The sequence below is a fragment of the Rheinheimera sp. MMS21-TC3 genome (assembly GCF_032229285.1).
Taxonomy (GTDB): Bacteria; Pseudomonadota; Gammaproteobacteria; order Enterobacterales; family Alteromonadaceae; genus Alishewanella.
In genome coordinates this window covers 2,583,509-2,605,484 of sequence record NZ_CP135084.1, presented here as the reverse complement: position 1 = coordinate 2,605,484, position 21,976 = coordinate 2,583,509, and the positions used below count along the sequence as shown (strand labels likewise).

The window sequence follows — 21,976 nt, the reverse complement described above, 5'->3', positions numbered from 1 at the left end:
TTACTATACTCTTATCGTCACTAAGCTGTTAGTTCTAGGGACTAAGCTATCAGGTATTTTACCAAGAACACATTCTGCTTTATTTACGGCTATTCCTTGCGCTTGGCAGCGCTCTTTTAATAAGGGTAAAAACTTCTCTGTTACTCTTTGTGCTTGCTCTTGTTCGGCGTAAAACTGCAGTTGTAACTCTTGCTCCTGTAAGCTGGCGACGACAAGTAGCTTACCAAGTTGCTGTAAGTCAAACTTCATTGTTAGCCGCCATTGTTTTTTACTCTTAGTCTCATTTTTGTTGTCGGCTTCGCGTTGTTCAATTGTAATTTGATTTAAGACACTTTGTTGGCCTTGTTGTAAGGGTAATTGCAACACTAGTTGCTGATTACTGGTGGTATCGAGCATATTTAATTGACTTTGCTGCAAAGCGCTACTGTGTGTGCCTAGATGCCGCAATAAGCGACTTGCTTGTGCTGGCTCTAGTTGGCCAATAAGCGATGCTAAGCGTTGTCCTTGTGTGCTTTGATTGGCAGGCGCAGTCGCTTTTTGTTGTAAATTACCTAGTAATAATTGAATGGCTAAAGCTAAGGTGCCAGCACCTGTTTGTAAGTTAGGCGTTGTTTGTAAAGGTTGAAACTGCAGTAGGCTATTTAGTTGCTGCATTAACTGGGGGCTTGATAGCACTTTATTACCATCAGGTTGACTTTGACGAATTAAAGCCAAAACTTTATTAATTATAGGTTCTTGCGAGCTAAGTTCGGCTAAGGGATCAATAGTAGGGGCTAATAGTGGTAATAACTGGCGCCAAGCATGTTGTACACTTTGTTGCTGAGTATCTTTTGATAAGCTAATAGCTGGAGCTGTTTTATGACTGCTAGTTGTTGCTGGAGTTTGGAGCAGCTGCACAGTTTGGTTAAGTTTATCGCTAGGTATTGTTACTAGCTCATTAAGAGGTTTTGAACTTAATTGTAATAGCCACTGCTTAGCATCCTGCAAAATTTGTACTTGGTAGTTATTATTTAAACCCGCGGTTTTTAACTGCGGGGCTAAATTTAATACCGGCATTTTACCCAAGCTGAGTTGATGGTTTTGCAAGGTTAAAGTAGGCGCTTGTTGATTAACTAAATTACGTAATTGTTGCTGGATAGCTTGGTGGACTTCTGGGCTTAAGTCTATTTTGCTATTTAATGCAGAATTAGCTGTGACTAGCTGTAGTTGTGAACTGCTAGGGCGAATAAGTAATTGTACCGGTTGCTCATTACCATAACTAATAGTTTGCCGCTGTATAACAGCACTTAAGGCCCGACTAGCAGCGGGGCTTAGGGCTATAGGAGCTAAATTGGCAATCGTTAGTATTAACTTATTGCTGCTCATACTTACAGTGGCATTAATAACGGCTGCAGCTGGTAGCGAAGCCGCATTAATAAGTACGCTACCTATAGGTTCGTTTATATGTTGTGGGCTGGCAAGATTAACTGTGCTAGAGGCCGCTAGTTGTTGTAACAGGCTAGGGCTTAATGCCAAGGTTATTAATTGACTTTGGCTTTGGCTAATAGGTAAATTTATTTTATTTATGGCTGACTTTATTGCCAACTGTAATACATTTTTTTCTTGACTTAAAAACTCTACCTCGACCAAGAAAGTTTGAGGTGACGCAGTAATAGTTGCACCCTGTGACTGTGGCCAATTAAAACTTGGCGGTAAAGGCAACTGTAATGGGCCTTGAGTTGTTGGCAACTGTACGGTAAAAGCGCCACTGCTTAGCTGTTGCAGCTGGGCTTGGTATATTTGGGCGACAACTAATTTAATAGCAGGCTTATCTAGGGCTAAATTATTAACTAGGCTTGCTAAAGTAGACTTTATTTCATCCATTTTTTACTCTTTTTTACTGCTAGTAAAGGCTGTGTCATTCGTATTATGGTCGCATTATGTTAATATGCGCGCAATTTACTTAGTCGTCGATAACTTTAGGTGCGCGCTACCCTTGCTATCTTATTCAGTATCTACCGGCCAAATATTGTTACAAGCCACAGAGCTTAGTTGCATTAGACAAGATCGAGTATTGTTTGAGCAACTTAGTTTACAGCTTAAAGCAGGTCACTTATTGCAAATTGCCGGCAAAAATGGTGCAGGTAAAAGCTCACTGCTGCGATTGTTGGCTAATCTAGCTTCGCCTACCGATGGTCAAATTTATTATTTACAGCAGCCATTAGCACAAGCGGCTGATGAGTATGCGGCTAACTTATGTTATATCGGCCACCATAGTGGAATACATGAGCATTTAACGGCAATTGAGAATATTTCTTTTTGGCGCGCCAGTTCAGGTGTTGCTGCTACGGATGATTATCAACTTTTAGCCAACTTAGGTTTGGCTGGCCTAGAAGATATTCCTTGCCGTATGTTGTCTGCTGGTCAGCAGCGACGAGTATCATTGGCAAGGTTATGGTTTACACCACGGCAAGTTTGGATCCTTGATGAGCCTTTTACCGCTTTAGATCAAGTCGCTATTATTTTATTGCAACAACACTTTTTAACGCATTTACAAGGCGGAGGTGGCATAATACTAACCACCCATCAGCCTTTAACGCTAGAGTATCATGCCATGCACAAATTGGAGTTAGCCTACCGATGGTAATGCTTAGCCAGTTTATCCGTCGTGAGTTATGTTTATTAGCGCGGCAAAAAGCGGATTGGCTTAATCCGGTGTTGTTTTTTATTATAGTGCTGACTTTATTTCCCTTGGGTATTGGCCCCGAACCTAATTTATTACGACAGATGGCACCAGGTATAATTTGGATAGCAGCATTATTAAGTGTGCTTTTAGCAGCAGAGCGTTTATTTAAAGACGATTATCGTAATGGCGTAGTCGAACAGTTAGTGGCTGCACGACAGCCAGTTATGGCATTTGTCTTAGCAAAAATTTGCACTAATTGGTTAAGTACTGGTTTACCTTTAGTGTTGTTATCACCATTAGTGGCCTTATTGTTGGGGTTAAATACCGCAAGTCTTACGGCAATGATGTTAACCTTAGCCCTAGGTACACCCTTATTAAGTTTACTTAGTGTATTAGGCGCAGCACTTACGTTATCTGCCGATAAAGGTGGCATTTTATTGGCACTGCTTATATTACCCTTGTATATTCCGCTACTAATTTTTGCCAGCGCTGCCATGGAGGCAGCTAGTATGGGCCTAGCATATCAAGGTCAACTGGCAATAATTTTAGCAATGTTATTATTTAGTTTGGCGCTAATTCCGTTTGCGGTGGCTAGCGCATTGAAAATAAATGTGAGCTAACATGTTTAAATGGTTACACCCCTATGCAAAACCAGAGACTGTTTATCATTTATGTGGCCGTTGGTTACCTTGGTTAATGGTATTAGCCCTTATCACTTTAGCCTTAGGTAATATTTGGGGCTTAGCTTTTACCCCACCAGATTATCAGCAAGGCGACAGCTACCGTATTATTCATCTACATGTACCAGCGGCTATTATGTCTATGGGTACTTATTTCTATATGGCTATTGCAGCGTTAATTGCTTTAGTTTGGCAGGTCAAAATTGCCCAGTGGTCAGTGCTAGCGATAGCGCCTATTGGTGCGGTATACACTGCTATTGCCTTAATTACCGGTATGGCTTGGGGTAAACCAATGTGGGGTACTTGGTGGGAATGGGATGCGCGTTTAACCTCAGAGTTAATTTTATTGTTTTTATACTTAGGTGTTATCGCCCTTAGTGGTGCGTTTTCAGACCGAGCAACGGGCAGTAAAGTGGCCTCTTTATTAGCCGTAGTCGGTGTGATTAATTTGCCTATCATTCATTTTTCGGTGCAATGGTGGAATACGCTGCATCAAGGCGCTTCTATTACTAAGTTTGCTAAACCCTCAATAGATCCAAGCATGTTGTGGCCATTACTGATAAGCATCTTAGCTTTCGCACTTTTTATGTTTGCTATGGTCTGTATGAGATTAAGAACGGCAATTTTACAAAATGAACAACATCGACCTTGGGTAAAAGCGCTGGTGAGGAAGTCATAATGTATTTTCAATCATGGGCAGAATTTTGGGCAATGGGTAATTATGGCTTTTATGTCTGGTTATCTTTTGGCACCACCTATGCAATGTTAGCTGCTTTAGTGGTTTATAGTCGCTGGCAGCATAAGCAATTAAAACGTGATATTGCAGCGCAAGCTGCTCGTGAACAACGTATTAAGCAGTATCAGGAGCAACAGAACTAATGCAGCCAAGACGACAGAAACGTTTACTGACCATTGTATTTATTGTTGGCTTAATCACCGCTGCTGTTGGGGCTATGCTATATGCTTTACAGCAAAATATAGATTTATTTTATACGCCAACCCAGTTAATTGAAGGTTTAGGTAAAGATAAAGTTATTCCGCAACCAGGCCAGCGGCTCCGTATTGGCGGCATGGTAGTAGAAGGCTCGGTAAAACGCGATCCAAATACGTTAAAAGTACAATTTGAAGTGGCTGACACTGGCCCTACAGTGACTATTATTTATCAGGGATTATTACCTGACTTATTCCGCGAAGGCCAAGGTATAGTTGCCCAAGGTGTTTTGCAAGATAGCCGTACTCTTATTGCTACTGAAGTGTTAGCTAAACATGATGAAGAATATATGCCGCCAGAAGTTGCTGAAGCAATGAAAGGTATTAAACATGTGCCACCAGCAAACCAGCCAGCTAGTGGAGGCTATTAATGATTGTTGAAGCAGGCCAGTTGGCCTTAACTTTTGCTTTTGCTATTTCGATTATCTTAGCCATAGTGCCATTTTATGGCAGTGTTACTGGCAATCAGCAAGCTTTATTGACCGCTAAACCACTAGCTATAGCTATGTTTTTGTTTAGCGCTGTTGCTATGTCAGCTTTGGGCTATGCCTTTTATACTAATGATTTTTCGGTTATTAATGTCGCCAGCAACTCTAGTTCAGTCTTGCCTTGGTATTATCGTTTAGCTGCTAGCTTTGGTTCGCATGAAGGCTCAATGTTGTTATGGGTGCTAATGCTTACTGGCTGGACAGCCTTAGTAGCAGCGTTTTCAAAAGCGTTACCTTTACTGTTACAAGGCCGAATTTTAGCTGTATTGGGGCTAATAAATGCCGGCTTTATTGCTTTTTCATTATTAATGTCTAATCCTTTTGCTCGTAGTTTGCCGTTTTATCCAGTAGAAGGTCGTGATTTAAATCCTTTATTGCAAGATTTTGGCATGATAATGCATCCGCCTATGTTGTATATGGGCTATGTTGGTTTTGCGGTTGCCTTTGCTTTTGCTATCGCCTCTTTAATGGGGGGTAAGTTTGATAGCGTGTGGGCGCGTTGGGTAAGGCCCTGGGCATTAGCCGCTTGGGTGTTTTTAACCTTAGGTATTATGCTGGGCAGCTGGTGGGCTTATAACGAGCTTGGTTGGGGTGGCTGGTGGTTTTGGGATCCAGTTGAAAATGCTTCTTTTATGCCTTGGTTAGCAGGCACAGCTTTAATTCATAGTTTAGCCGTAACCGAAAAGCGCGGTACTTTTAAATCTTGGACCGTTTTACTGGCCTTATCAGCTTTTGCTTTAAGTTTAGTTGGGGCTTTTTTAGTTCGCTCTGGAGTTTTAGTCTCAGTGCATTCTTTTGCTACCGATCCAGGTAGGGGCTTATATTTATTAGCCTTTTTATTGGTAGTAGTGGGTGGCTCTTTATTACTTTACGGCTTGCGGATGAGTGCTGTGCGCAGCCAAGCACGCTACCAGCTTTTCTCACGAGAAATGATGCTATGGAGCAATAACATCTTTTTATTAACTGCCTGCTTAATTGTATTTTTAGGTACTTTATTTCCATTATTTCATAAAGAATTAGGCTTAGGTTCTATCTCTATTGGCGAGCCGTTTTTTAACCAGATGTTTTATTACTTAACTATTCCCTTTGCCATCTTGTTAGGCCTTGGTCCTTGGGTGCGCTGGAAGCAGCAACAGTTTATGTTATTAATTAAACCACTCTCTTTAGTGGCTATAGCGGCCATTATGCTGGCATTAACAGTAATGGTAACTATGCAAAGCTTACAAGCAAATTTAGCTTTGCTAGGCTTATTGTTAGGTGCTTGGGTCGGGGTGTCGGCATTAGCAGAAGTTCTATTGCGCTTGCACAATTTTGGTTCTATTAAGCAAGGTTTAACTAAGCTTAATGCCAGCCATTACGGTATGACCATAGCTCATATTGGTTTTGCGGTATTAATTGTAGGTGTAGTGATGACCAAAACTTACACCGAAGAACGCGATGTGCGCATGGTAGTAGGTGATGTAACTTCAGTGGCGGGTTACGACTTTAAATTAACAGAAGTTTATGCACTTAATGGCCCTAACTATGGCGGTCAAGCGGCAGAAATAGACGTACGTAAAAATGGTAACTATGTCACCCATTTACATGCCGAAAAGCGTTTCTACCGAATTCAGCGTATGGTAATGACCGAAGCCGCTGTGCATGCGCGCTTAAGTCGCGACTTATATATTTCATTGGGTGAAGAGCTGCCAGGTAATGCTTGGGCGCTACGTATTCAGGTTAAACCCTTTATGCGTTGGGTTTGGTTAGGGGGCGTGTTAATGGCTTTAGGTGGTGTGTTAGCCTTAGCTGATAAGCGTTACCGTCGCAAGCCTGCAATTAAAGCCAATAAAAATGCTGAGGTAAAGCATGCGTAAATTGTTTTACTATTTACCACTAGTTTTATTTTTAGCGCTAGCTTTATTTTTACTCAGCGGTTTGTTTTCTAATCCTATGGAGCGCAGCTCAGTAACGGTAGGTAAGGTGCTGCCTGAGTTTAGTTTGCCAGATTTAATGCAACCAAAAAAGCGATGGACTGCCGATAAACTAAAAGGTGAAACCTTTTTGTTAAATGTCTGGGGAACTTGGTGTCCAACTTGTAATGCTGAATTAGCCTACTTAGCCGAGTTACGCCAGCAAGGGGTGAAAATAATTGGTTTATATTACGACTTACCTAAAGATCCTACCTTTGATAAGCCCTTTAACTTAACAGCTCTACAGCAAGAAGTGCTAGATAAGCTTCGCCAACGTGGCGATCCTTACCAATTTAATATCTTAGATGCCAATAGAACCTTATCTTTAGATTTAGGTGTCAGTGGGGCACCCGAAACTTTTTTAATCGATGCTGAAGGCATTATTAGGCTGCATCATATTGGTGATATAAATCCACAAGTATGGCGTAGTAAAATAGCCCCTTTATATCAGCAGTGGAGCGCTAAACCATGAGGCATTTACTGTTAATTCTGCTTTGTGCGTTGGTAGTTAATCTTAGCCACGCAGAAGAGATTTTATCCTTTAAAGATGCTAAGCAGCGCCAGTTATATCAGCAATTAACCGCAGAGCTGCGCTGTCCGCAATGTCAGAATCAAAATGTGGCCGACTCTAATGCTGTAGTGGCAGTGGATATGCGAGAAAAAACCTACCAGTTAATTCAGGAAGGTAAAAATCGTGAGCAAATTCTAGACTATATGGTCAATCGCTATGGTGACTTTGCCCATTATCAACCGCCTGTTAATAAACTTACCTTATGGTTGTGGCTGGCGCCGCTGGTGATGTTAATCGCTTTGTTATTGTTTGGTGGCTATAGGCGCAAAGCATTATCTGCCACCTTAAGTCAGCAAGACGACAACACAGCTAATAGTCAAACCGACAAGCAAAGTGCTGAGCTAGATAAGTTGATAGAACGCTACCGGAGTAAAGAATGATGATGTGGCCTTTAGTAATAGCCAGTGCTGTAATGCTGCTGCTTTGTGCATTATGCCTTTTTTGGCCACGGCGTAGTCGGCAGCAAAATTTATCTACTACAGCGCTATTTGAACAACGGTTACAAGCATTAGCCTTAGCGCGTGATAATGGTCAGTTAGCTGAGTCAGACTTTGTTCAAGCTGCTAACGAACTAAAATTAGAGTTTATAAATGGTACGCCTGATTCTACTGCAAAAGAGACAGCAAAAAGCCGCTTATTACCTTGGTTAATGTTAGTTGGCATTGCAGTGTTGGTTGCTGGGGTCTATGCATTTAATGGCAACTACAGTCAATTACAGCAATGGCAACATGCTAAAGATAACCTGCAACAATACGGTGAGCGGGCTTTACTGCAACAAGGCGAGCCACTCTCTGCTGAAGAGATCCAGCTGTTTGGCTTAGCATTACGGACTAAATTAGCTAAAGAAGGTGATGATGCTATAGCTTGGATGCTGCTGGGACGGATTCATTTATCGCAAGGTTTTCCTGAGCAAGCTGTAGACGCCTTTGAAAAAGCCTTAGCGCTAACACCAGATAGAGTTGCTGTTTTATTAAGCTATAGCCAAGCACTGATTATTGTTGGTGATGAGCACAGCTTAGCCTTAGCCGGGCGTGCAGTGGCAAAAGTATTACTTAAAGAGCCTAAAAATAGTGATGCCTTATCCTTAATGGCTTTAATAGCTTATGAAAACGGTGATATGGAACAGGCCAAACAAGCTTGGACCGTATTATTGGCGGAATTAGAGACAGATGATCCTCGTTATGCTGCGGTGCAACAACGCTTAATTGAATTGGGTGTTGATGTCGATGTTAATACTAGGCGGATAACGGTCGATTTATATGTTGATCCTGCTCTGCAACAAGCCAATCCAGCTGCTACGCTATTTTTATTTGCCAGAGCCACCGAAGGCTCAGCCTTACCTTTAGCTGTACAGCGTATACCACTAGTGGCAGGGCAGCAGCAGTTGTTATTACAAGAGTCAATGGCCATGCAGCCAGGCTGGAGCTTAGCTAATGCTGAACAAATACAAGTGGTTGCTAGGATGTCAATATCTGGCACTGTAGAGCAGCGGCCAGGTGATATCCAAACTGTCTCAGAAGTCTTAACTTTTGAGCAACCACATATTTCAATAAAGTTAAGGCTGGAGCCGTAACATGGCCATATTTAAACCTCTTTATAGCGTTTCTATTTTGCTGCTATTAGCCGGCTGTGCCACTAATAGCACCTCTAATAGCACAGAAAATACAGCCGCAGGCACTGGTTATGTTGATAAACGTGACCCGTTAGAAAGCTTTAACCGTAGTATGTGGGATTTTAACTACGACGTTTTAGATCACTATTTGTTACGGCCAGCTACAGTTGGTTATATGGCAGTAGTGCCTAAGCCTGCCCGTAAAGGTTTAATCAATGCCAGTAATAACTTATCTGAACCCGTTAACTTTTTACATGGCGCATTACAGGCAAAACCTAACAGTACAGCTATTAGTGCCGCCCGATTTTTAGTTAATAGCACTGTAGGCATCTTTGGTATTTTTGATGTTGCTAGTCATATTGGTTTAGCAGAGCAAGATGAAGATTTTGATCAAACGCTAGCTGTTTGGGGGGTAGGTGACGGTGCTTATTTAATGCTACCAGGGCTAGGTCCAGATACGGCTCGTGGTGTAGTTGGCCGTGTTGGTGATACTTGGTATTCACCGTTATCTTTATTAAGTATGCCGTTAACTATCACTAGATTTACTATAAAAGCGCTAGATAGCCGTGAACAAATGATGTCACTAGAGCAAATGTTAGACGAGTCGCTAGATCCTTATGCCTTTGTTAAAGAGTCTTATTTTCAGCGGTTATTATTTAAAATTTATGATGGTAATCCTCCAAAGCCTGCTGAGCCTGAAATTGACGAGGACATTTTTGATGACTTATTAGATGATTGGTAACTGAGTGACCGTTATTGAAAAGTATCAAGTTTATTTAAGACGTTGCAGTAAAACAAAAAGGCTTAATCTAGATTAAGCCTTTTTGTTATGACTTATTTGTTTAGCTATTCGTAGCGAAGCGCATCTATAGGTTGCAGCTTAGCCGCTTTGGTCGCAGGGTAGTAGCCAAAAAATACGCCTATTAAGCATGAAAAGCCTAAACTCATCAGCACCACTCTAGGTTGAATAATAGCCGTATAATCAGCAAAGTGGGCTAAACCTTGGGTTACCGCAACGGCTAATAGCAAGCCAATTAAGCCGCCCATACCGCAGAGCAGTACTGCTTCTATTAAAAACTGTTTTAAGATCACTTTAGGTTCAGCGCCTACCGCCATTCGTAAACCTATTTCGCGGGTGCGCTCGGTAACTGAGACTAGCATAATATTCATAATACCAATACCGCCTACTAATAATGATACCGAAGCAACAGCGGCTAATAGGCCATTAAATATTTGCATGGTTTCAGAGCGGGTACTGATCATTTGCGATAAGTTAAAGATCCTAAATGGGCTTTCGCCAGTAGTACTGCGTAAACGTTGGCTTAATAAGCTGTCTATTTCTTGCTGCACATAATCCATATCTTGTTCATGCTCAACTTGGACAATAATACTGCGGATGGCAGTCGGGCTAGATAAAGTGGTACCCGCTATACGTTTGCGTACTGTACTTAACGGCATAAATATTAAATCATCTTGATCATTACCTTGGGTATTTTGGCCTTTTCCATTAAGTACACCAATAATAGTGACCGGCATTTTATTCACTCTAATGGTTTGGCCTATAGGATCACTTTCAGCAAATAATTCCCGTTTAACTGTTTGGCCAATAATGGCTACTCTTGCTGCTGTATTAAGCTCGGTAGTGCTAAAATCTCTTCCGGCGACGACAGACCAGCTTTGGGCGGCAAAGATACGATTATCCACGCCATTAATTTCGGGGGCCCAATTCATATTGCCATAAATAAGTTGGCCACTAGCACGTAGTGTGGGCGCGGCAACATTCACTTGTGGAATTTGTTGCTCTATGGCTAAGGCATCTTGTTCAGTTAAACCTTGACGGCTACCAGACGATTCACGAGCGCCACCACTAAAGCGACCACGGGCAAAGACAATAAAGACATTGCCGCCTAAGCTTTTAATTTGCTGATCAACGTCATAACGGGCGCCTTCACCTAATGCCAGCATAATAATTACCGCAGATACACCAATTATTATACCCAGCATAGTAAGGATACTGCGCATTAAATTTACTTTAAGCGCAGACCAAGCAACAGCAAGTAAAGTTAGCATATTCATCAGTGTGCTCCGGCAGAACGTTTCTGTCTTAATTTATCTAAGGTGGTTTGGGCGCATTCTGGGGTAGATTGTGTATCGCTAATGAGTTCGCCATCACGAAAGACTAACTGGCGATTAGCAAAAGCAGCTATCTCATGCTCGTGCGTCACTAACACTATAGTTTTACCTTGTTGATGTAGCTGTTGGAATAGCGCCATAATTTCTAAGCCGGTTTCGGTATCTAAAGCACCTGTAGGCTCGTCAGCTAACAATAAGGCTGGGGTATTGACTAAGGCTCTAGCAATAGCAACACGCTGTTGTTGGCCACCAGATAACTGTGCTGGGTGATGGTCAGCGCGAGAAGCTAAACCTACTTGGGCTAATGCTTGCTCTGCAAGACCTTTGGCTAGATGTTTTTCTGTTTTGCTATAAAGCAAAGGCAGTATTACGTTGTCTAGCGCGCTAGTACGAGGTAACAAATTAAATTGCTGAAACACAAAGCCAATATACTTATTACGAATTTGTGCCAGTTTAGCGGCAGATAAATGGGTAATGTTTTCGTTTTGTAATAATACTTCGCCACTGCTGGGTGAATCTAAACAGCCTAGCAAGTTCATAAAAGTAGATTTGCCTGAGCCAGAAGGCCCCATAACCGCAACAAATTCACCGCTTTTAATACATATATCTAAAGGCTTTAAAGCTTGTACTTTTTGTCCGCCCATTTGATATTGTTTGCTAATGGCTTTTGTTTCAATAACACAGCTATTACTTGCATAAGCGGCCATATTAATTCGCCCTCACTGCACGCACTATTACCTTATCATCCGCTGTTAGGGCATTGCCCAGTACTTCGCTATATTCGTCATCAGCAAGGCCAACACGGATATCTACCGCATAAGGTACGCCATCAGCGCCAAGCTTCCATACTTGGGCCGCTGTGCCGTTATTGCCCTGTTGCCGTTGTTCTCTGGCTTGAGCCATCAGCTGACTATAAGTCGCAAACTCTTCTGCTGTTAGCACTTGCTGCAAGGCGTTTTGCATTTTTTGCCGCTGTTGCTGCATTATTTGTCGTCTGTCTTGCATAGGACCAGCGCTATTACTTTGGGCAAAAGCCTGTTGTAGATTTTTTTGAAATTCGGTTATTAGTTGTTTAACTTTATCGGCTTTTTCACCGCTTAGTTTTAACTCACTAATTAGCTTGTCGGCCATATCGGTTTGTCTGGGCTGATTAGTGTCAGTTTTAATACCAGTAGGTTTAAAGCGTAATGCTGAATTAGGCACTCGTAAGATATCTTGTTTTTGACCGCGAATAATATTTAAATTTGCAGTCATGCCTGGCAGTAACAACTGCTGCTGATTGGGCGCGTCAATAATAACTTTATAAGTAACAACGTTAGCTACATTGCTGGCCGCTTTACGTACTTGTTGTACTTGACCACGGAATTGGCGCTCAGGAAAAGCATCAACTTGAAATTTAACCGCTTGGCCTTGCTCTATTTTGCCTATATCCGCTTCATCTACATCGGCTTCAATTTGCATTTGTGATAAATCTTGAGCAATAGTGAATAAAGTTGGAGCAGATAAACTAGCTGCTACTGTTTGGCCAATATCAACTTGTCTATCTATGACAGTGCCATTAACTGGCGAGCGGATAATAGTGCGATCTAAATCTAATTGTGCTTGCTCTAATTGAGCATCACGTTGCAGTAGTTGAGCCTGTGCACTTTGAATAAGCGCTTTTGATAACGCAACTTGTGCCACTGCAGTATCAAAACTTGCGACCGCATTATCTAACTCAGTTTGATTGCTTAATGAACTAGCTATTAATTGCTGCTGCCGTTTCAGGGCACGCTCAGCACGGGCTAATTCAGCGTTAGATTTGGTTAAGCCGGCTTCTTGTTGGGCTAAATTGGCTTTAGCCATAGTAACATCGGCTTGTGTTTGGCGTAATCGCGCTTGGTAGCTACGGTCATCTAGTTGAGCAATAGCTTGGCCTTGCTTAACTTGGTCGTTAAAGTCAACATGGAGTTTAGTGATAAGGCCTGATACTTCAGTGCCTACCTCTACAGTAACAACGGCTTTAGTACTGCCAGCAGTATTTACAACACTTTCAATAGCACCAGTAGTGATGGCCTGGGTTTGATACTCAATAGCAGGCTCTTTATCGCCATTACTAAGCCAAAATACACCAATAATACTTGCCACTACTATGGCTGAAATCCAATAACGCATTTAGGTACCCCTAATATTATTCTTTAGCAAAATACTGCTTTTATAGCCGTACATTCTTTATGCCTATACTATACTCAGCGCTAAGTCAGCGCAGTAGTGCTAATGGGTAAAGGTTATGTAAAGACATACTTTTACTTTGTAAGCTAATTTATAACTTGGCATTATAGTGGATCAGAAAATTTGGCATCAGAAGTCAAAATCCCTACAATACAAAGTTAGGTAGTAAGTATAAGGACACAAAGTGAAACAGTGGTTTATAAGTTTGTTGTTAAGTTTTCTCTCTGTGTTGGTTGCAGTGCCGGTAGCGGCAGAGGCTGATTTAGGTCAAGTGATCAGTGATTTTGATCAACATTTTTTTGCTAAATTAACTGAGGCTGGCGTCCCAGGTGGTGCTTATGCCATTGTCAAAGGTAATAAAATAATCGCTACTGCCGGTTTTGGTGTGCGCCAACTTGGTTCAGAAGAACCAGTTGATCCTTATACTGTTTTTCGTCTTGCTTCTGTTTCAAAAACTTTTGCGGCTGGCTTATCTATTATATTAGCCGATGAGGGTAAGTTTGCTTTAGATGATAAGTTAATTGATTACATTCCTGAATTTTCTTTTAAATCAAAACGTTTTAATAAAGAACTAACTTTAAATCATTTGTTATCGCAAAGTACCGGTGTTATGCCAAATGCCTATGACAATTTAATTGAGGCTGATGTGCCCATGGCGCGAATTTTACCGCAGTTTAGTAAAATAGATCCGCTATGTAATCCCGGTAAATGCTATGGCTATCAAAATGTGTTATTTAGTTTAATTGAACCTGTGATGCTGCAAACCACAGGTCTTAGTTATGCTGAGCTTATTCAACAACGTTTATTTACGCCGTTAAAATTACCTACCGCTTCGGTTGGCATGGATGGGTTTTTTAGCACTGAAAACCGAGCAATGCCTCATGTTATGGCCAGAAAAAAATGGCATCCGGTTAAAGTCGCTGAAGATTATTATCACTTTTTGCCAGCGGCAGGTGTGAATGCAAGTGTGGTTGACTTAGGCTATTGGTTAATCGCCCAATTAGGCCATAATCCTGAAGTGTTTTCAGAGCAGAACTTGCAGCAACTCACAACTCGGCATATTAAAACGCGTCGTGATCTGCGGCGTAAACAATGGAAAGCCTTCCTCAAAGATGCTAATTATGGTCTAGGTTGGCGCTTGTATCAGTTTGGTGATGATGAACTGGTTTATCATGGTGGTTGGGTAAAAGGCTATCGTGCTGAAATTGCTTACTCAGCAGACCATCAGATTGGCGTTGCAATGCTTTTAAACGCAGAGTCTAATGTAATAAATGAACTAGGCCCATATTTTTGGCAGAATATGTTAACCGCATTACATCATAATCAGCCACAACATGGTTTACAGCAAACTGCAGCGCTAGAGGGCGACAGCACTAACGCCATTCACTAAAGCTGTAAATAGTTGTGCAGTCGCGTTATGCAGATACTTGGCTATTTTAAATGAGAGATAAAACGTACCGTTTTAATCATATTATCTTGCACTGTAATCACTTCAAATGGGTAACCAGCTAGCTTAATGCTTAGGCTGCCCTGTGGGATCTCTTCTAATAATTCTAATATTAAGCCGTTAAGAGTTTTTGGGCCATCTGTAGGCAGAGCTAAATGCAGCTCCCGATTTAAATCACGAATATTAATGCTGCCATCAATTAAGAATGAACCGTCGGGTTGTTGCATAATATCTTCGTTACTTTCTTCGGCAATGTCGGTGGTAAACTCACCTACCACTTCCTCTAAAATATCAGCTAAGGTAACTAAACCTTGAATATCACCATATTCATCTACTACTAAGCCTATGCGCTCTTTAGTGCGCTGAAACTTCAGTAGTTGAGTGCTAAGCTGAGTTCCTTCAGGAATAAAGTACACATCATTTACAGCGCGCAATAAAGAGGCTTTAGTTAATTGTGATTTAAATAATAACCGCATTAATTCACGAGGGTGAACAAAGCCTAAAGCGTCATCAATGTTATCTCTGTACAATAAAATACGACTGTATTGGATATTGGCTAACTGTCGTTCAATGCTGCGCCATTCGTCATTGATATCAATCCCAACAATTTCATTGCGTGGGATCATAATATCTTCAACAGTGGCATTTTCTAAATCTAATACACCCACTAACATGCTTTGATGCTGTTCAGGTATTAAAGCGCCAGCTTCATGAACAACAGTGCGCAACTCTTGTGCGCTTAAGCTATTGCCTTGATGGTTTTCAGGGCTAATGCGTAATAGCCTTAAAATACCATTGGTAATAAAATTTATTAACCAGACTAAAGGATAAAATACTTTTAAGAGCAGCACTAATATGGCTGAACTAGGAAAAGCAATACGTTCAGGGTGCAGCGCAGCTATGGTTTTAGGTGTCACTTCAGCAAAGACTAAAATAATTAACGTCAGCACAACAGTAGCTATAGCAATACCCATATCGCCATATAAACGCATACCAATAATAGTTGCGATAGCCGATGCAGCAATATTAACTAGATTATTGCCAATTAATATCAAACCAATTAAGCGATCAGGCCGTTTTAATAATTTACTAACCCTAATAGCACTTTTATTGTTTTCGTTTGCTAAATGTTTCAAACGATAGGGGTTTACAGACATCATGCCGGTTTCCGAACCAGAGAAATAGGCAGATATAAAAATTAGCACGCCAAGAATAATAAATAACGTACCTGTTGCTATGTCGTCCAAGAGTTAAACACCTTTATAACCAAACACTCATACTTATTATTACGAACAGTTAATTCAGTCAAGAGTTAAAGTTTATCCAATAAAATTTCACGAACAAAACGGCTGCCAAAATAGGCTAATGTTAGCAATACACTACCTGTTATAGTAAGGGTATAGGCAGTTTTACCGCGCCAACCTTTATGGGCATGGCCCCAACATAGCAGCGCAAACACTAAAAATGCAATAAAGCTTAACACGTTTTTATGTAAGTTGGCTTTTGCTAACCAGTTATCCATAAATAAGGCACCGCTTAACAGCGCTAAACCTAATAAAATAGTGCCAGCTAACAGTAACCTAAATTGTAGCTTTTCGGCATATACCAAAGGAGGCATATGCCGCGTAACAGCAGTAAAATCTTTTTGCTTCAACTTATGGCTAATATAACTGACTTGCAATGAATACAACATGGCCATAATTAACACCGCATAGGCGATAAAGGCTAAAAATATATGAGCTAATATACTGATATGTTGTTCAAAATGTTGGATTTGCATATATTGGGGTGTAATTAGTGTTGCCAGTTGCGTTAAGCAAGCAAAACCATAAACAACGGGTAATAATAAAATAGCTGGGCTGCGTAGCGCCGCTAGGGTTATGGCTACGGTAATAAGCCAACAGATTAAGGAGACAACGTTTAATAAACTGAAATTTTGGCCATTGTCGGTAAATAATAAGGCTGTTAAAGCAAACATATGCAGCACTATAGCAATACTAGCCGCCGAAAAGGTGGTTTTAAAGTGAGGACCAGCCGGATGAAAAATACGCAGCAATACTGAAGCTGTTGCAATCAAATAAGCAATTAAAGCGAGTGCGCTTAGCAATACCGGTGACATATGCATTAATCCCTCTTATTTCATCAATCTACTATTGTATGGTATGTTGGCACTTAAGCACAGTGTTCACTGTTAGTCTTTTAAAGCCTGCTCTTTTTATAGGCGATAATTTTAATGAGTTTTAGCTAACCAGTATCCTATAAAGCTGATTCTTCAGTGCGTCTGAGGTATAATCAGCCATATTATCAGTGTTGAGTATATTAGCATGTTTGAAAACCTCTCTGACAGATTAAGTCGTAGCTTAAAAAATATTACCGGTCGCGGCCGTCTTACTGAAGACAATATTAAAGATACCCTACGCGAAGTACGGATGGCTCTGCTTGAAGCAGACGTAGCTTTATCAGTAGTTCGCGACTTTGTTGCCAATGTTAAGCAGCGTTCAGTTGGCTTAGAAGTGAGTAAAAGTTTAACCCCAGGTCAAGAGTTTCTGAAAATTGTGCAAAAAGCACTTGAAGAAGCCATGGGTGAGGCTAACGAAGAGTTAGCACTTAATATTCAGCCGCCAGCTGTGATTATGGTAGCGGGCTTACAAGGTGCGGGTAAAACTACATCTGTAGCTAAGTTAGCAAAATATTTGACTGAGCGAAAAAAGAAAAAAGTATTAGTGGTATCAGCAGACGTCTATCGTCCTGCGGCTATTAAACAATTAGAAACCTTAGCTAATGATATTAAGGTGGAGTTTTTCCCTAGTGATGTCTCACAAAAGCCAGTAGATATTGTTAATGCGGCTATTAGTCATGCTCGAGTGCGTCAATTTGATGTTCTATTAGTAGATACTGCCGGTCGTTTACATGTTGATAGCGACATGATGGACGAAATTAAAGCCTTACATGCTGCAGTTAAACCAATAGAAACCCTATTTGTAGTAGATGCCATGACGGGGCAAGATGCGGCCAATACCGCTAAAGCCTTTAACGATGCTTTACCTTTAACCGGTGTGGTTTTAACTAAAGCAGATGGTGATGCCCGTGGTGGTGCCGCACTTTCAATTCGTCATATAACCGGTAAACCTATTAAGTTTATTGGTATGGGTGAGAAAACTGATGCCTTAGAGCCATTCCACCCAGATCGTATTGCTTCGCGTATTCTTGGCATGGGTGATATGCTGGGATTAATCGAAGAGTTAGAACAGAAAGTCGACAAAGAAAAATCGGCCAAAATGGCGCAAAAAATAATGAAAGGCAAAGGCTTTTCATTAGAAGACTTTCGAGATCAGCTGGTGCAGATGCGAGGTATGGGCGGCATGATGTCAATGCTGGATAAACTACCTGGCATGAAAAATTTACCAGCTGGCGCCATGAATCAAATGGGCGATAAGCAATTTATTAAAATGGAGGCTATTATTAACTCTATGACACCTAAAGAGCGTAATTTCCCTGATTTATTAAAAGGTTCACGTAAAAAGCGTATTGCAGCTGGTTCTGGTACTCAAGTCCAAGATGTTAATCAGCTATTAAAGCAGTTTGTCCAGATGCAAAAAATGATGAAACAAATGTCTGGTAAAGGCGGCATGATGAAAATGATGCGTAGCATGGGCGGTAAATTACCACCAGGCATGCTACCGCCACGCTAAACCTAGCAGCTTAAGCGTTAAAAAAAGCCTTGTTTATAACAAGGCTTTTTTGTTGCTAGCGTCGTTTTATAGCGGCTGCTTTAACATCTAGCGAAAAAAATAGTCGGTTAAGCGTGACCAGCTTTGCAATTAGGCTGATTAATTTGTAAGCTCTGCGCCACATAAAATTGCGGATCTAAGTCTAAGCTATGTCAAACAAATCAAATGAACAAAGTAAACAAGTTGCCTTTATTGGTTTAGGGGTAATGGGCTATCCTATGGCCGGCTTTTTACAGCAAAATGGCTATCAAGTTAAAGTTTATAATCGTACTACAGCTAAGGCCAAACAGTGGGCTGCAGAATATGGCGGCACTTGGGCAGAAACACCGGCAGCAGCAGCAAAAGATGCTGATTTAGTGTTTATGTGCGTCGGTAATGATAATGACGTGCGCTCGGTCGTTTATGGCGAGCATGGCGTGTTAGCCGGTATGCAGCCAGCAACAGTTTTAATTGATCATACAACTGCATCGGCAGAGTTAGCACGAGAACTAGCTGCAGCAGCTAAACAGCAAGGGATAGGTTTTTTAGATGCGCCGGTATCAGGTGGTCAAGCGGGTGCAGAAAAAGGCATTTTAACCGTGATGATTGGCGGCGAAGATGCAGATATGGTCAAGGCAGAGCCTGCTATTCAATGTTATGCTCGCTGCGCTAAGCTGTTAGGGCCTGTCGGCTCTGGTCAACTAGCTAAAATGGTGAATCAAATTTGTATTGCAGGTGTAGTACAAGGTTTAGCCGAAGGCTTAAATTTTGCGCAAAATGCCGGTTTAGATGCAGCAGCAGTAGTGGAGGTGATATCTCAAGGGGCAGCGCAGTCTTGGCAAATGCAAAATCGTTCAACGACTATGTTACAAGGCCAATATGACTTTGGTTTTGCCGTAGATTGGATGCGTAAAGATTTAGCTATAGCACTAGCAGAAGCGCGCAATAATGGCAGCCATTTACCTTTAACCGCTTTAGTTGATCAGTTTTACAGCGAAGTACAACAAATGGGCGGCCAACGCTGGGACACCTCTAGCTTGTTAGCACGATTAAAGCGCTAAGCGCGGATCGGGCATAAAGTCTAGTTCAGTAATAGTAGTTAAGCAGTCATTAAAGCTGGCATGGCTAGGGTTAAGTAAAATGTTGCTTTCCCTAGGTGCCAGTACACTGGGTACTGCTAAAGCCAAACTCGCTTTTTGGCTTAACCAGTTATCACCTATAGCGGCAGTTTCACTGGTTGCTGGTTGGTCACGCCAACTCGCAGGTAGTGTGTTGCTGCTTATTTGCATCAGATCAGCGCGAGCAATAGTTAATTGAAATAGCTTATATTGACGCAAGGCTACACGATTATTTAAATGCACTAACACTTCTAAAATAGCTAAAGCTTCACTGTTGGCGGTATAGATACAAAGTTGACCTTTGCTGTTCCAACGACCGCCAAAGCGGCGAGCGCCTTCACCATCAAAGGCTTGGGCTGCCCATTTGTTATGAACCAAACGGTATAAATGAATAATGTTTTGTTTAACAGCTGCCATTAAGCAAAAACACCATGCTCTAACCGGCCAATTAAATCGAGTATGGCTTGGGTTTCGGCCGAGGTAGCTAGCATATCCAGCGGCGCTCTATCACCAAGGCCATATACAGGCTCAGTTAACCAATGATTAGCGGCGGTTATATCATTATCAAATAAGGCGCAGGCAGCAACTAAAACAGTTGTAAAACGGTATAGGCGATCACTTTCTTCTTGAGTAAATTTACCGCTTTTGGCTCGCCGTGCCAAAGTGGCGGGTGCTAACTGACAAACTGCGGCTAGTTGCTTTTTATCTAAACCGGATAAGCTAGCTAGAGTGTCAAAGACACTATAAGCAAAGCCATTATGTAAGGCTTGATATAACTTAGGCCCACGCTCAGCAATGCCTAGCTGCTGCCAGATATTATTAGCAGGATATAGTTTGGGAGTGAATTCTTTTACTAGCGCTATCATGTTACACCTCTTTATATCAAGTGGTACAACCTAAGTGTATCACATGATTTGGGTGTATGCCAAAAAGTAGCAGCATAAGTGGGTGGGGACTAGCGCACTAAGTTAACAGTGCGCTAGTATAATATGATTACTTAGCCAAAAGTCATTTCTGGAATGTCGCCATTTACGACCAATTTACCGGCTGTTTTTTGTTGAATTTCTGCAACCGTAATACCTGGTGCTCGCTCTAATAAATGAAAGGCACCATCACGTACTTCTAATACAGCTAAGTCAGTAACTATCTTCTTAACGCAACCTACGCCGGTTAAAGGTAAGGTGCAATCAGTTAATAGTTTACTGTTACCGTGCTTGTCGGCATGAGTCATAGTGACAATAATATTTTGCGCACCGGCTACTAAATCCATAGCACCGCCCATGCCTTTAATAAGTTTGCCAGGGATCATCCAGCTAGCAATGTTGCCGTTTTGGTCGACTTCAAAGGCGCCTAATACGGTTAAATCAACATGGCCACCACGGATCATGGCAAAGCTTTCAGCCGAGTTAAAAATAGCTGCGCCTTTAACTGCGGTAACGGTTTCTTTTCCGGCATTAATCATATCAGCATCCAGTTCATCTTCAGTTGGGTATTGGCCCATACCTAATAAACCGTTTTCAGATTGCAGCATTACTTCAATACCTTTAGGTACATAGTTTGCTACTAAAGTTGGGATGCCTATGCCTAAATTGACGTAATAACCATCTTGTAATTCTTGCGCTACGCGCATGGCAACTTGTTCACGAGTTATAGCCATAATAGTGTTGCCTCCTTATGCTTGGCGTACTGTACGACGTTCAATGCGCTTTTCAAAAGAGCCTTTGATTACACGTTGTACGTAAATACCTGGGGTATGAATTTGTGAAGGTTCAAGCTCACCTGGTTCAACAATTTCTTCTACTTCAGCTACAGTAATTTTGCCTGCTGTGGCTGCCATAGGGTTAAAATTCATTGAAGTATGGCGGAACATTAAATTGCCATAACGGTCTGCTTTCCACGCCCGGACAATTGCAAAGTCACCTTGAATAGACTCTTCAAGTACGTAGTTACGGCCATTAATTTCACGGGTTTCTTTACCTTCTGCAACAGGTGTACCGTAGCCAGTAGCGGTAAAAAACGCAGGTATACCAGCACCTGCAGCACGCATTTTTTCAGCTAAAGTGCCCTGTGGGGTAAGTTCTACTTCTAATTCACCGTTAAGCAGCTGCTTTTCAAACAAGGCGTTTTCACCCACGTATGAAGCAACCATTTTTTTAATCTGCTTATCTTCAAGCAAAATGCCTAAACCAAAGCCATCTACACCACAGTTATTTGATACCACGGTTAAGTCTTTAGTAGCCATTTTTTTTATTTGCGCGATTAAGCCCTCAGGAATACCACATAAACCAAAACCGCCAGCAATAACGGTCATGCCGTCTTGCAAGCCGGCCATGGCCTCTTCGTAGCTATTCACGACCTTATTAAACCCTGCCATTTGTTGTCCTCTGTATTTGCTTAAT

23 protein-coding genes are annotated in these 21,976 nt (G+C 41.6%); 13 read left to right on the top strand and 10 right to left on the bottom strand.

Annotated elements, in window-relative coordinates; all coding sequences use genetic code 11:
- Window positions 1–3: 3 nt before the first annotated feature.
- Complete coding sequence (locus RDV63_RS12645) at window positions 4–1,863, bottom strand: flagellar hook-length control protein FliK (RefSeq protein ID WP_313909866.1); 1,860 nt, start codon at window positions 1,861–1,863, stop codon at window positions 4–6.
- A gap of 31 nt (window positions 1,864–1,894) precedes the next feature.
- Between RDV63_RS12645 and ccmA the strand changes: the two genes are divergently transcribed.
- From ccmA to RDV63_RS12595, 10 genes are read left to right on the top strand one after another with little or no spacing between them, the layout of a single operon-like run.
- Window positions 1,895–2,626: a cytochrome c biogenesis heme-transporting ATPase CcmA gene (gene ccmA / locus RDV63_RS12640; RefSeq protein WP_313909865.1), complete on the top strand. Its 732-nt coding sequence runs from the start codon at window positions 1,895–1,897 to the stop codon at window positions 2,624–2,626.
- Complete coding sequence (gene ccmB, locus RDV63_RS12635) at window positions 2,620–3,285, top strand: heme exporter protein CcmB (RefSeq protein ID WP_313909864.1); 666 nt, start codon at window positions 2,620–2,622, stop codon at window positions 3,283–3,285. The genes ccmA and ccmB overlap by 7 nt, the downstream gene beginning before the upstream one ends.
- A 1-nt stretch (window position 3,286) precedes the next feature.
- A complete protein-coding gene (locus tag RDV63_RS12630; RefSeq protein ID WP_313909863.1) occupies window positions 3,287–4,024 on the top strand; it encodes a heme ABC transporter permease in 738 nt (245 codons plus the stop codon).
- On the top strand, window positions 4,024–4,224 hold the full coding sequence (ccmD, locus tag RDV63_RS12625) for a heme exporter protein CcmD (RefSeq protein WP_313909862.1): 201 nt from the start codon (window positions 4,024–4,026) through the stop codon (window positions 4,222–4,224). Before RDV63_RS12630 ends, ccmD begins: the two co-directional genes overlap by 1 nt.
- A complete protein-coding gene (ccmE, locus tag RDV63_RS12620; RefSeq protein ID WP_313909861.1) occupies window positions 4,224–4,706 on the top strand; it encodes a cytochrome c maturation protein CcmE in 483 nt (160 codons plus the stop codon). Before ccmD ends, ccmE begins: the two co-directional genes overlap by 1 nt.
- A complete protein-coding gene (locus RDV63_RS12615) occupies window positions 4,706–6,679 on the top strand; it encodes a heme lyase CcmF/NrfE family subunit (RefSeq protein WP_313909860.1) in 1,974 nt (657 codons plus the stop codon). Before ccmE ends, RDV63_RS12615 begins: the two co-directional genes overlap by 1 nt.
- Window positions 6,672–7,247, top strand: a complete 576-nt coding sequence (locus RDV63_RS12610; protein WP_313909859.1) for a DsbE family thiol:disulfide interchange protein — start codon at window positions 6,672–6,674, stop codon at window positions 7,245–7,247. Before RDV63_RS12615 ends, RDV63_RS12610 begins: the two co-directional genes overlap by 8 nt.
- Entirely contained in the window at window positions 7,244–7,726 is a 483-nt protein-coding gene (locus RDV63_RS12605; protein ID WP_313909858.1) for a cytochrome c-type biogenesis protein, read from the top strand. Before RDV63_RS12610 ends, RDV63_RS12605 begins: the two co-directional genes overlap by 4 nt.
- Window positions 7,723–8,919, top strand: coding sequence for a c-type cytochrome biogenesis protein CcmI (gene ccmI / locus RDV63_RS12600; RefSeq protein WP_313909857.1), 1,197 nt, complete (start codon window positions 7,723–7,725; stop codon window positions 8,917–8,919). Before RDV63_RS12605 ends, ccmI begins: the two co-directional genes overlap by 4 nt.
- 1 nt (window position 8,920) lies before the next feature.
- Window positions 8,921–9,700, top strand: coding sequence for a VacJ family lipoprotein (locus RDV63_RS12595; protein WP_313909856.1), 780 nt, complete (start codon window positions 8,921–8,923; stop codon window positions 9,698–9,700).
- A 104-nt stretch (window positions 9,701–9,804) separates the two neighbouring features.
- Here RDV63_RS12595 and RDV63_RS12590 read toward each other — a convergent pair whose 3' ends face one another.
- The 3 genes from RDV63_RS12590 to RDV63_RS12580 are packed head-to-tail and all read right to left on the bottom strand — an operon-like array spanning window position 9,805 to window position 13,245.
- Complete coding sequence (locus RDV63_RS12590; RefSeq protein WP_313909855.1) at window positions 9,805–11,034, bottom strand: ABC transporter permease; 1,230 nt, start codon at window positions 11,032–11,034, stop codon at window positions 9,805–9,807.
- Window positions 11,034–11,798 (bottom strand): ABC transporter ATP-binding protein, encoded by a 765-nt coding sequence (locus RDV63_RS12585; protein ID WP_313909854.1) that lies wholly within the window; start codon window positions 11,796–11,798, stop codon window positions 11,034–11,036. Before RDV63_RS12585 ends, RDV63_RS12590 begins: the two co-directional genes overlap by 1 nt.
- A 1-nt stretch (window position 11,799) precedes the next feature.
- Entirely contained in the window at window positions 11,800–13,245 is a 1,446-nt protein-coding gene (locus RDV63_RS12580; protein ID WP_313909853.1) for an efflux RND transporter periplasmic adaptor subunit, read from the bottom strand.
- Between the two features lie 241 nt (window positions 13,246–13,486).
- Here RDV63_RS12580 and RDV63_RS12575 point away from each other — a divergent pair, with 241 nt between their 5' ends.
- Complete coding sequence (locus RDV63_RS12575; protein WP_313909852.1) at window positions 13,487–14,692, top strand: serine hydrolase domain-containing protein; 1,206 nt, start codon at window positions 13,487–13,489, stop codon at window positions 14,690–14,692.
- A 41-nt stretch (window positions 14,693–14,733) separates the two neighbouring features.
- On the opposite strand, the gene RDV63_RS12570 is transcribed toward RDV63_RS12575, so the two are convergent.
- Entirely contained in the window at window positions 14,734–15,996 is a 1,263-nt protein-coding gene (locus RDV63_RS12570; RefSeq protein ID WP_313909851.1) for an HlyC/CorC family transporter, read from the bottom strand.
- A gap of 65 nt (window positions 15,997–16,061) precedes the next feature.
- Window positions 16,062–16,874, bottom strand: a complete 813-nt coding sequence (locus tag RDV63_RS12565) for an inner membrane protein YpjD (protein ID WP_313909850.1) — start codon at window positions 16,872–16,874, stop codon at window positions 16,062–16,064.
- A gap of 199 nt (window positions 16,875–17,073) precedes the next feature.
- Between RDV63_RS12565 and ffh the strand changes: the two genes are divergently transcribed.
- Window positions 17,074–18,441: a signal recognition particle protein gene (gene ffh / locus RDV63_RS12560; RefSeq protein WP_313909848.1), complete on the top strand. Its 1,368-nt coding sequence runs from the start codon at window positions 17,074–17,076 to the stop codon at window positions 18,439–18,441.
- A 188-nt stretch (window positions 18,442–18,629) separates the two neighbouring features.
- Entirely contained in the window at window positions 18,630–19,520 is an 891-nt protein-coding gene (locus tag RDV63_RS12555; RefSeq protein ID WP_313909847.1) for an NAD(P)-dependent oxidoreductase, read from the top strand.
- Here the strand turns inward: RDV63_RS12555 and RDV63_RS12550 are convergent.
- From RDV63_RS12550 to RDV63_RS12535, 4 genes are all read right to left on the bottom strand, one after another.
- Window positions 19,509–19,994, bottom strand: coding sequence for an RES family NAD+ phosphorylase (locus RDV63_RS12550; protein WP_313909846.1), 486 nt, complete (start codon window positions 19,992–19,994; stop codon window positions 19,509–19,511). The two genes, RDV63_RS12555 and RDV63_RS12550, sit on opposite strands and share 12 nt — an antisense overlap.
- Complete coding sequence (locus tag RDV63_RS12545; protein ID WP_313909844.1) at window positions 19,994–20,443, bottom strand: antitoxin Xre/MbcA/ParS toxin-binding domain-containing protein; 450 nt, start codon at window positions 20,441–20,443, stop codon at window positions 19,994–19,996. The genes RDV63_RS12550 and RDV63_RS12545 overlap by 1 nt, the downstream gene beginning before the upstream one ends.
- Window positions 20,444–20,574: 131 nt before the next feature.
- Window positions 20,575–21,234, bottom strand: coding sequence for a CoA transferase subunit B (locus tag RDV63_RS12540; RefSeq protein WP_313909842.1), 660 nt, complete (start codon window positions 21,232–21,234; stop codon window positions 20,575–20,577).
- Between the two features lie 15 nt (window positions 21,235–21,249).
- A complete protein-coding gene (locus tag RDV63_RS12535) occupies window positions 21,250–21,951 on the bottom strand; it encodes a CoA transferase subunit A (RefSeq protein ID WP_313909841.1) in 702 nt (233 codons plus the stop codon).
- Window positions 21,952–21,976 lie beyond the last annotated feature (25 nt).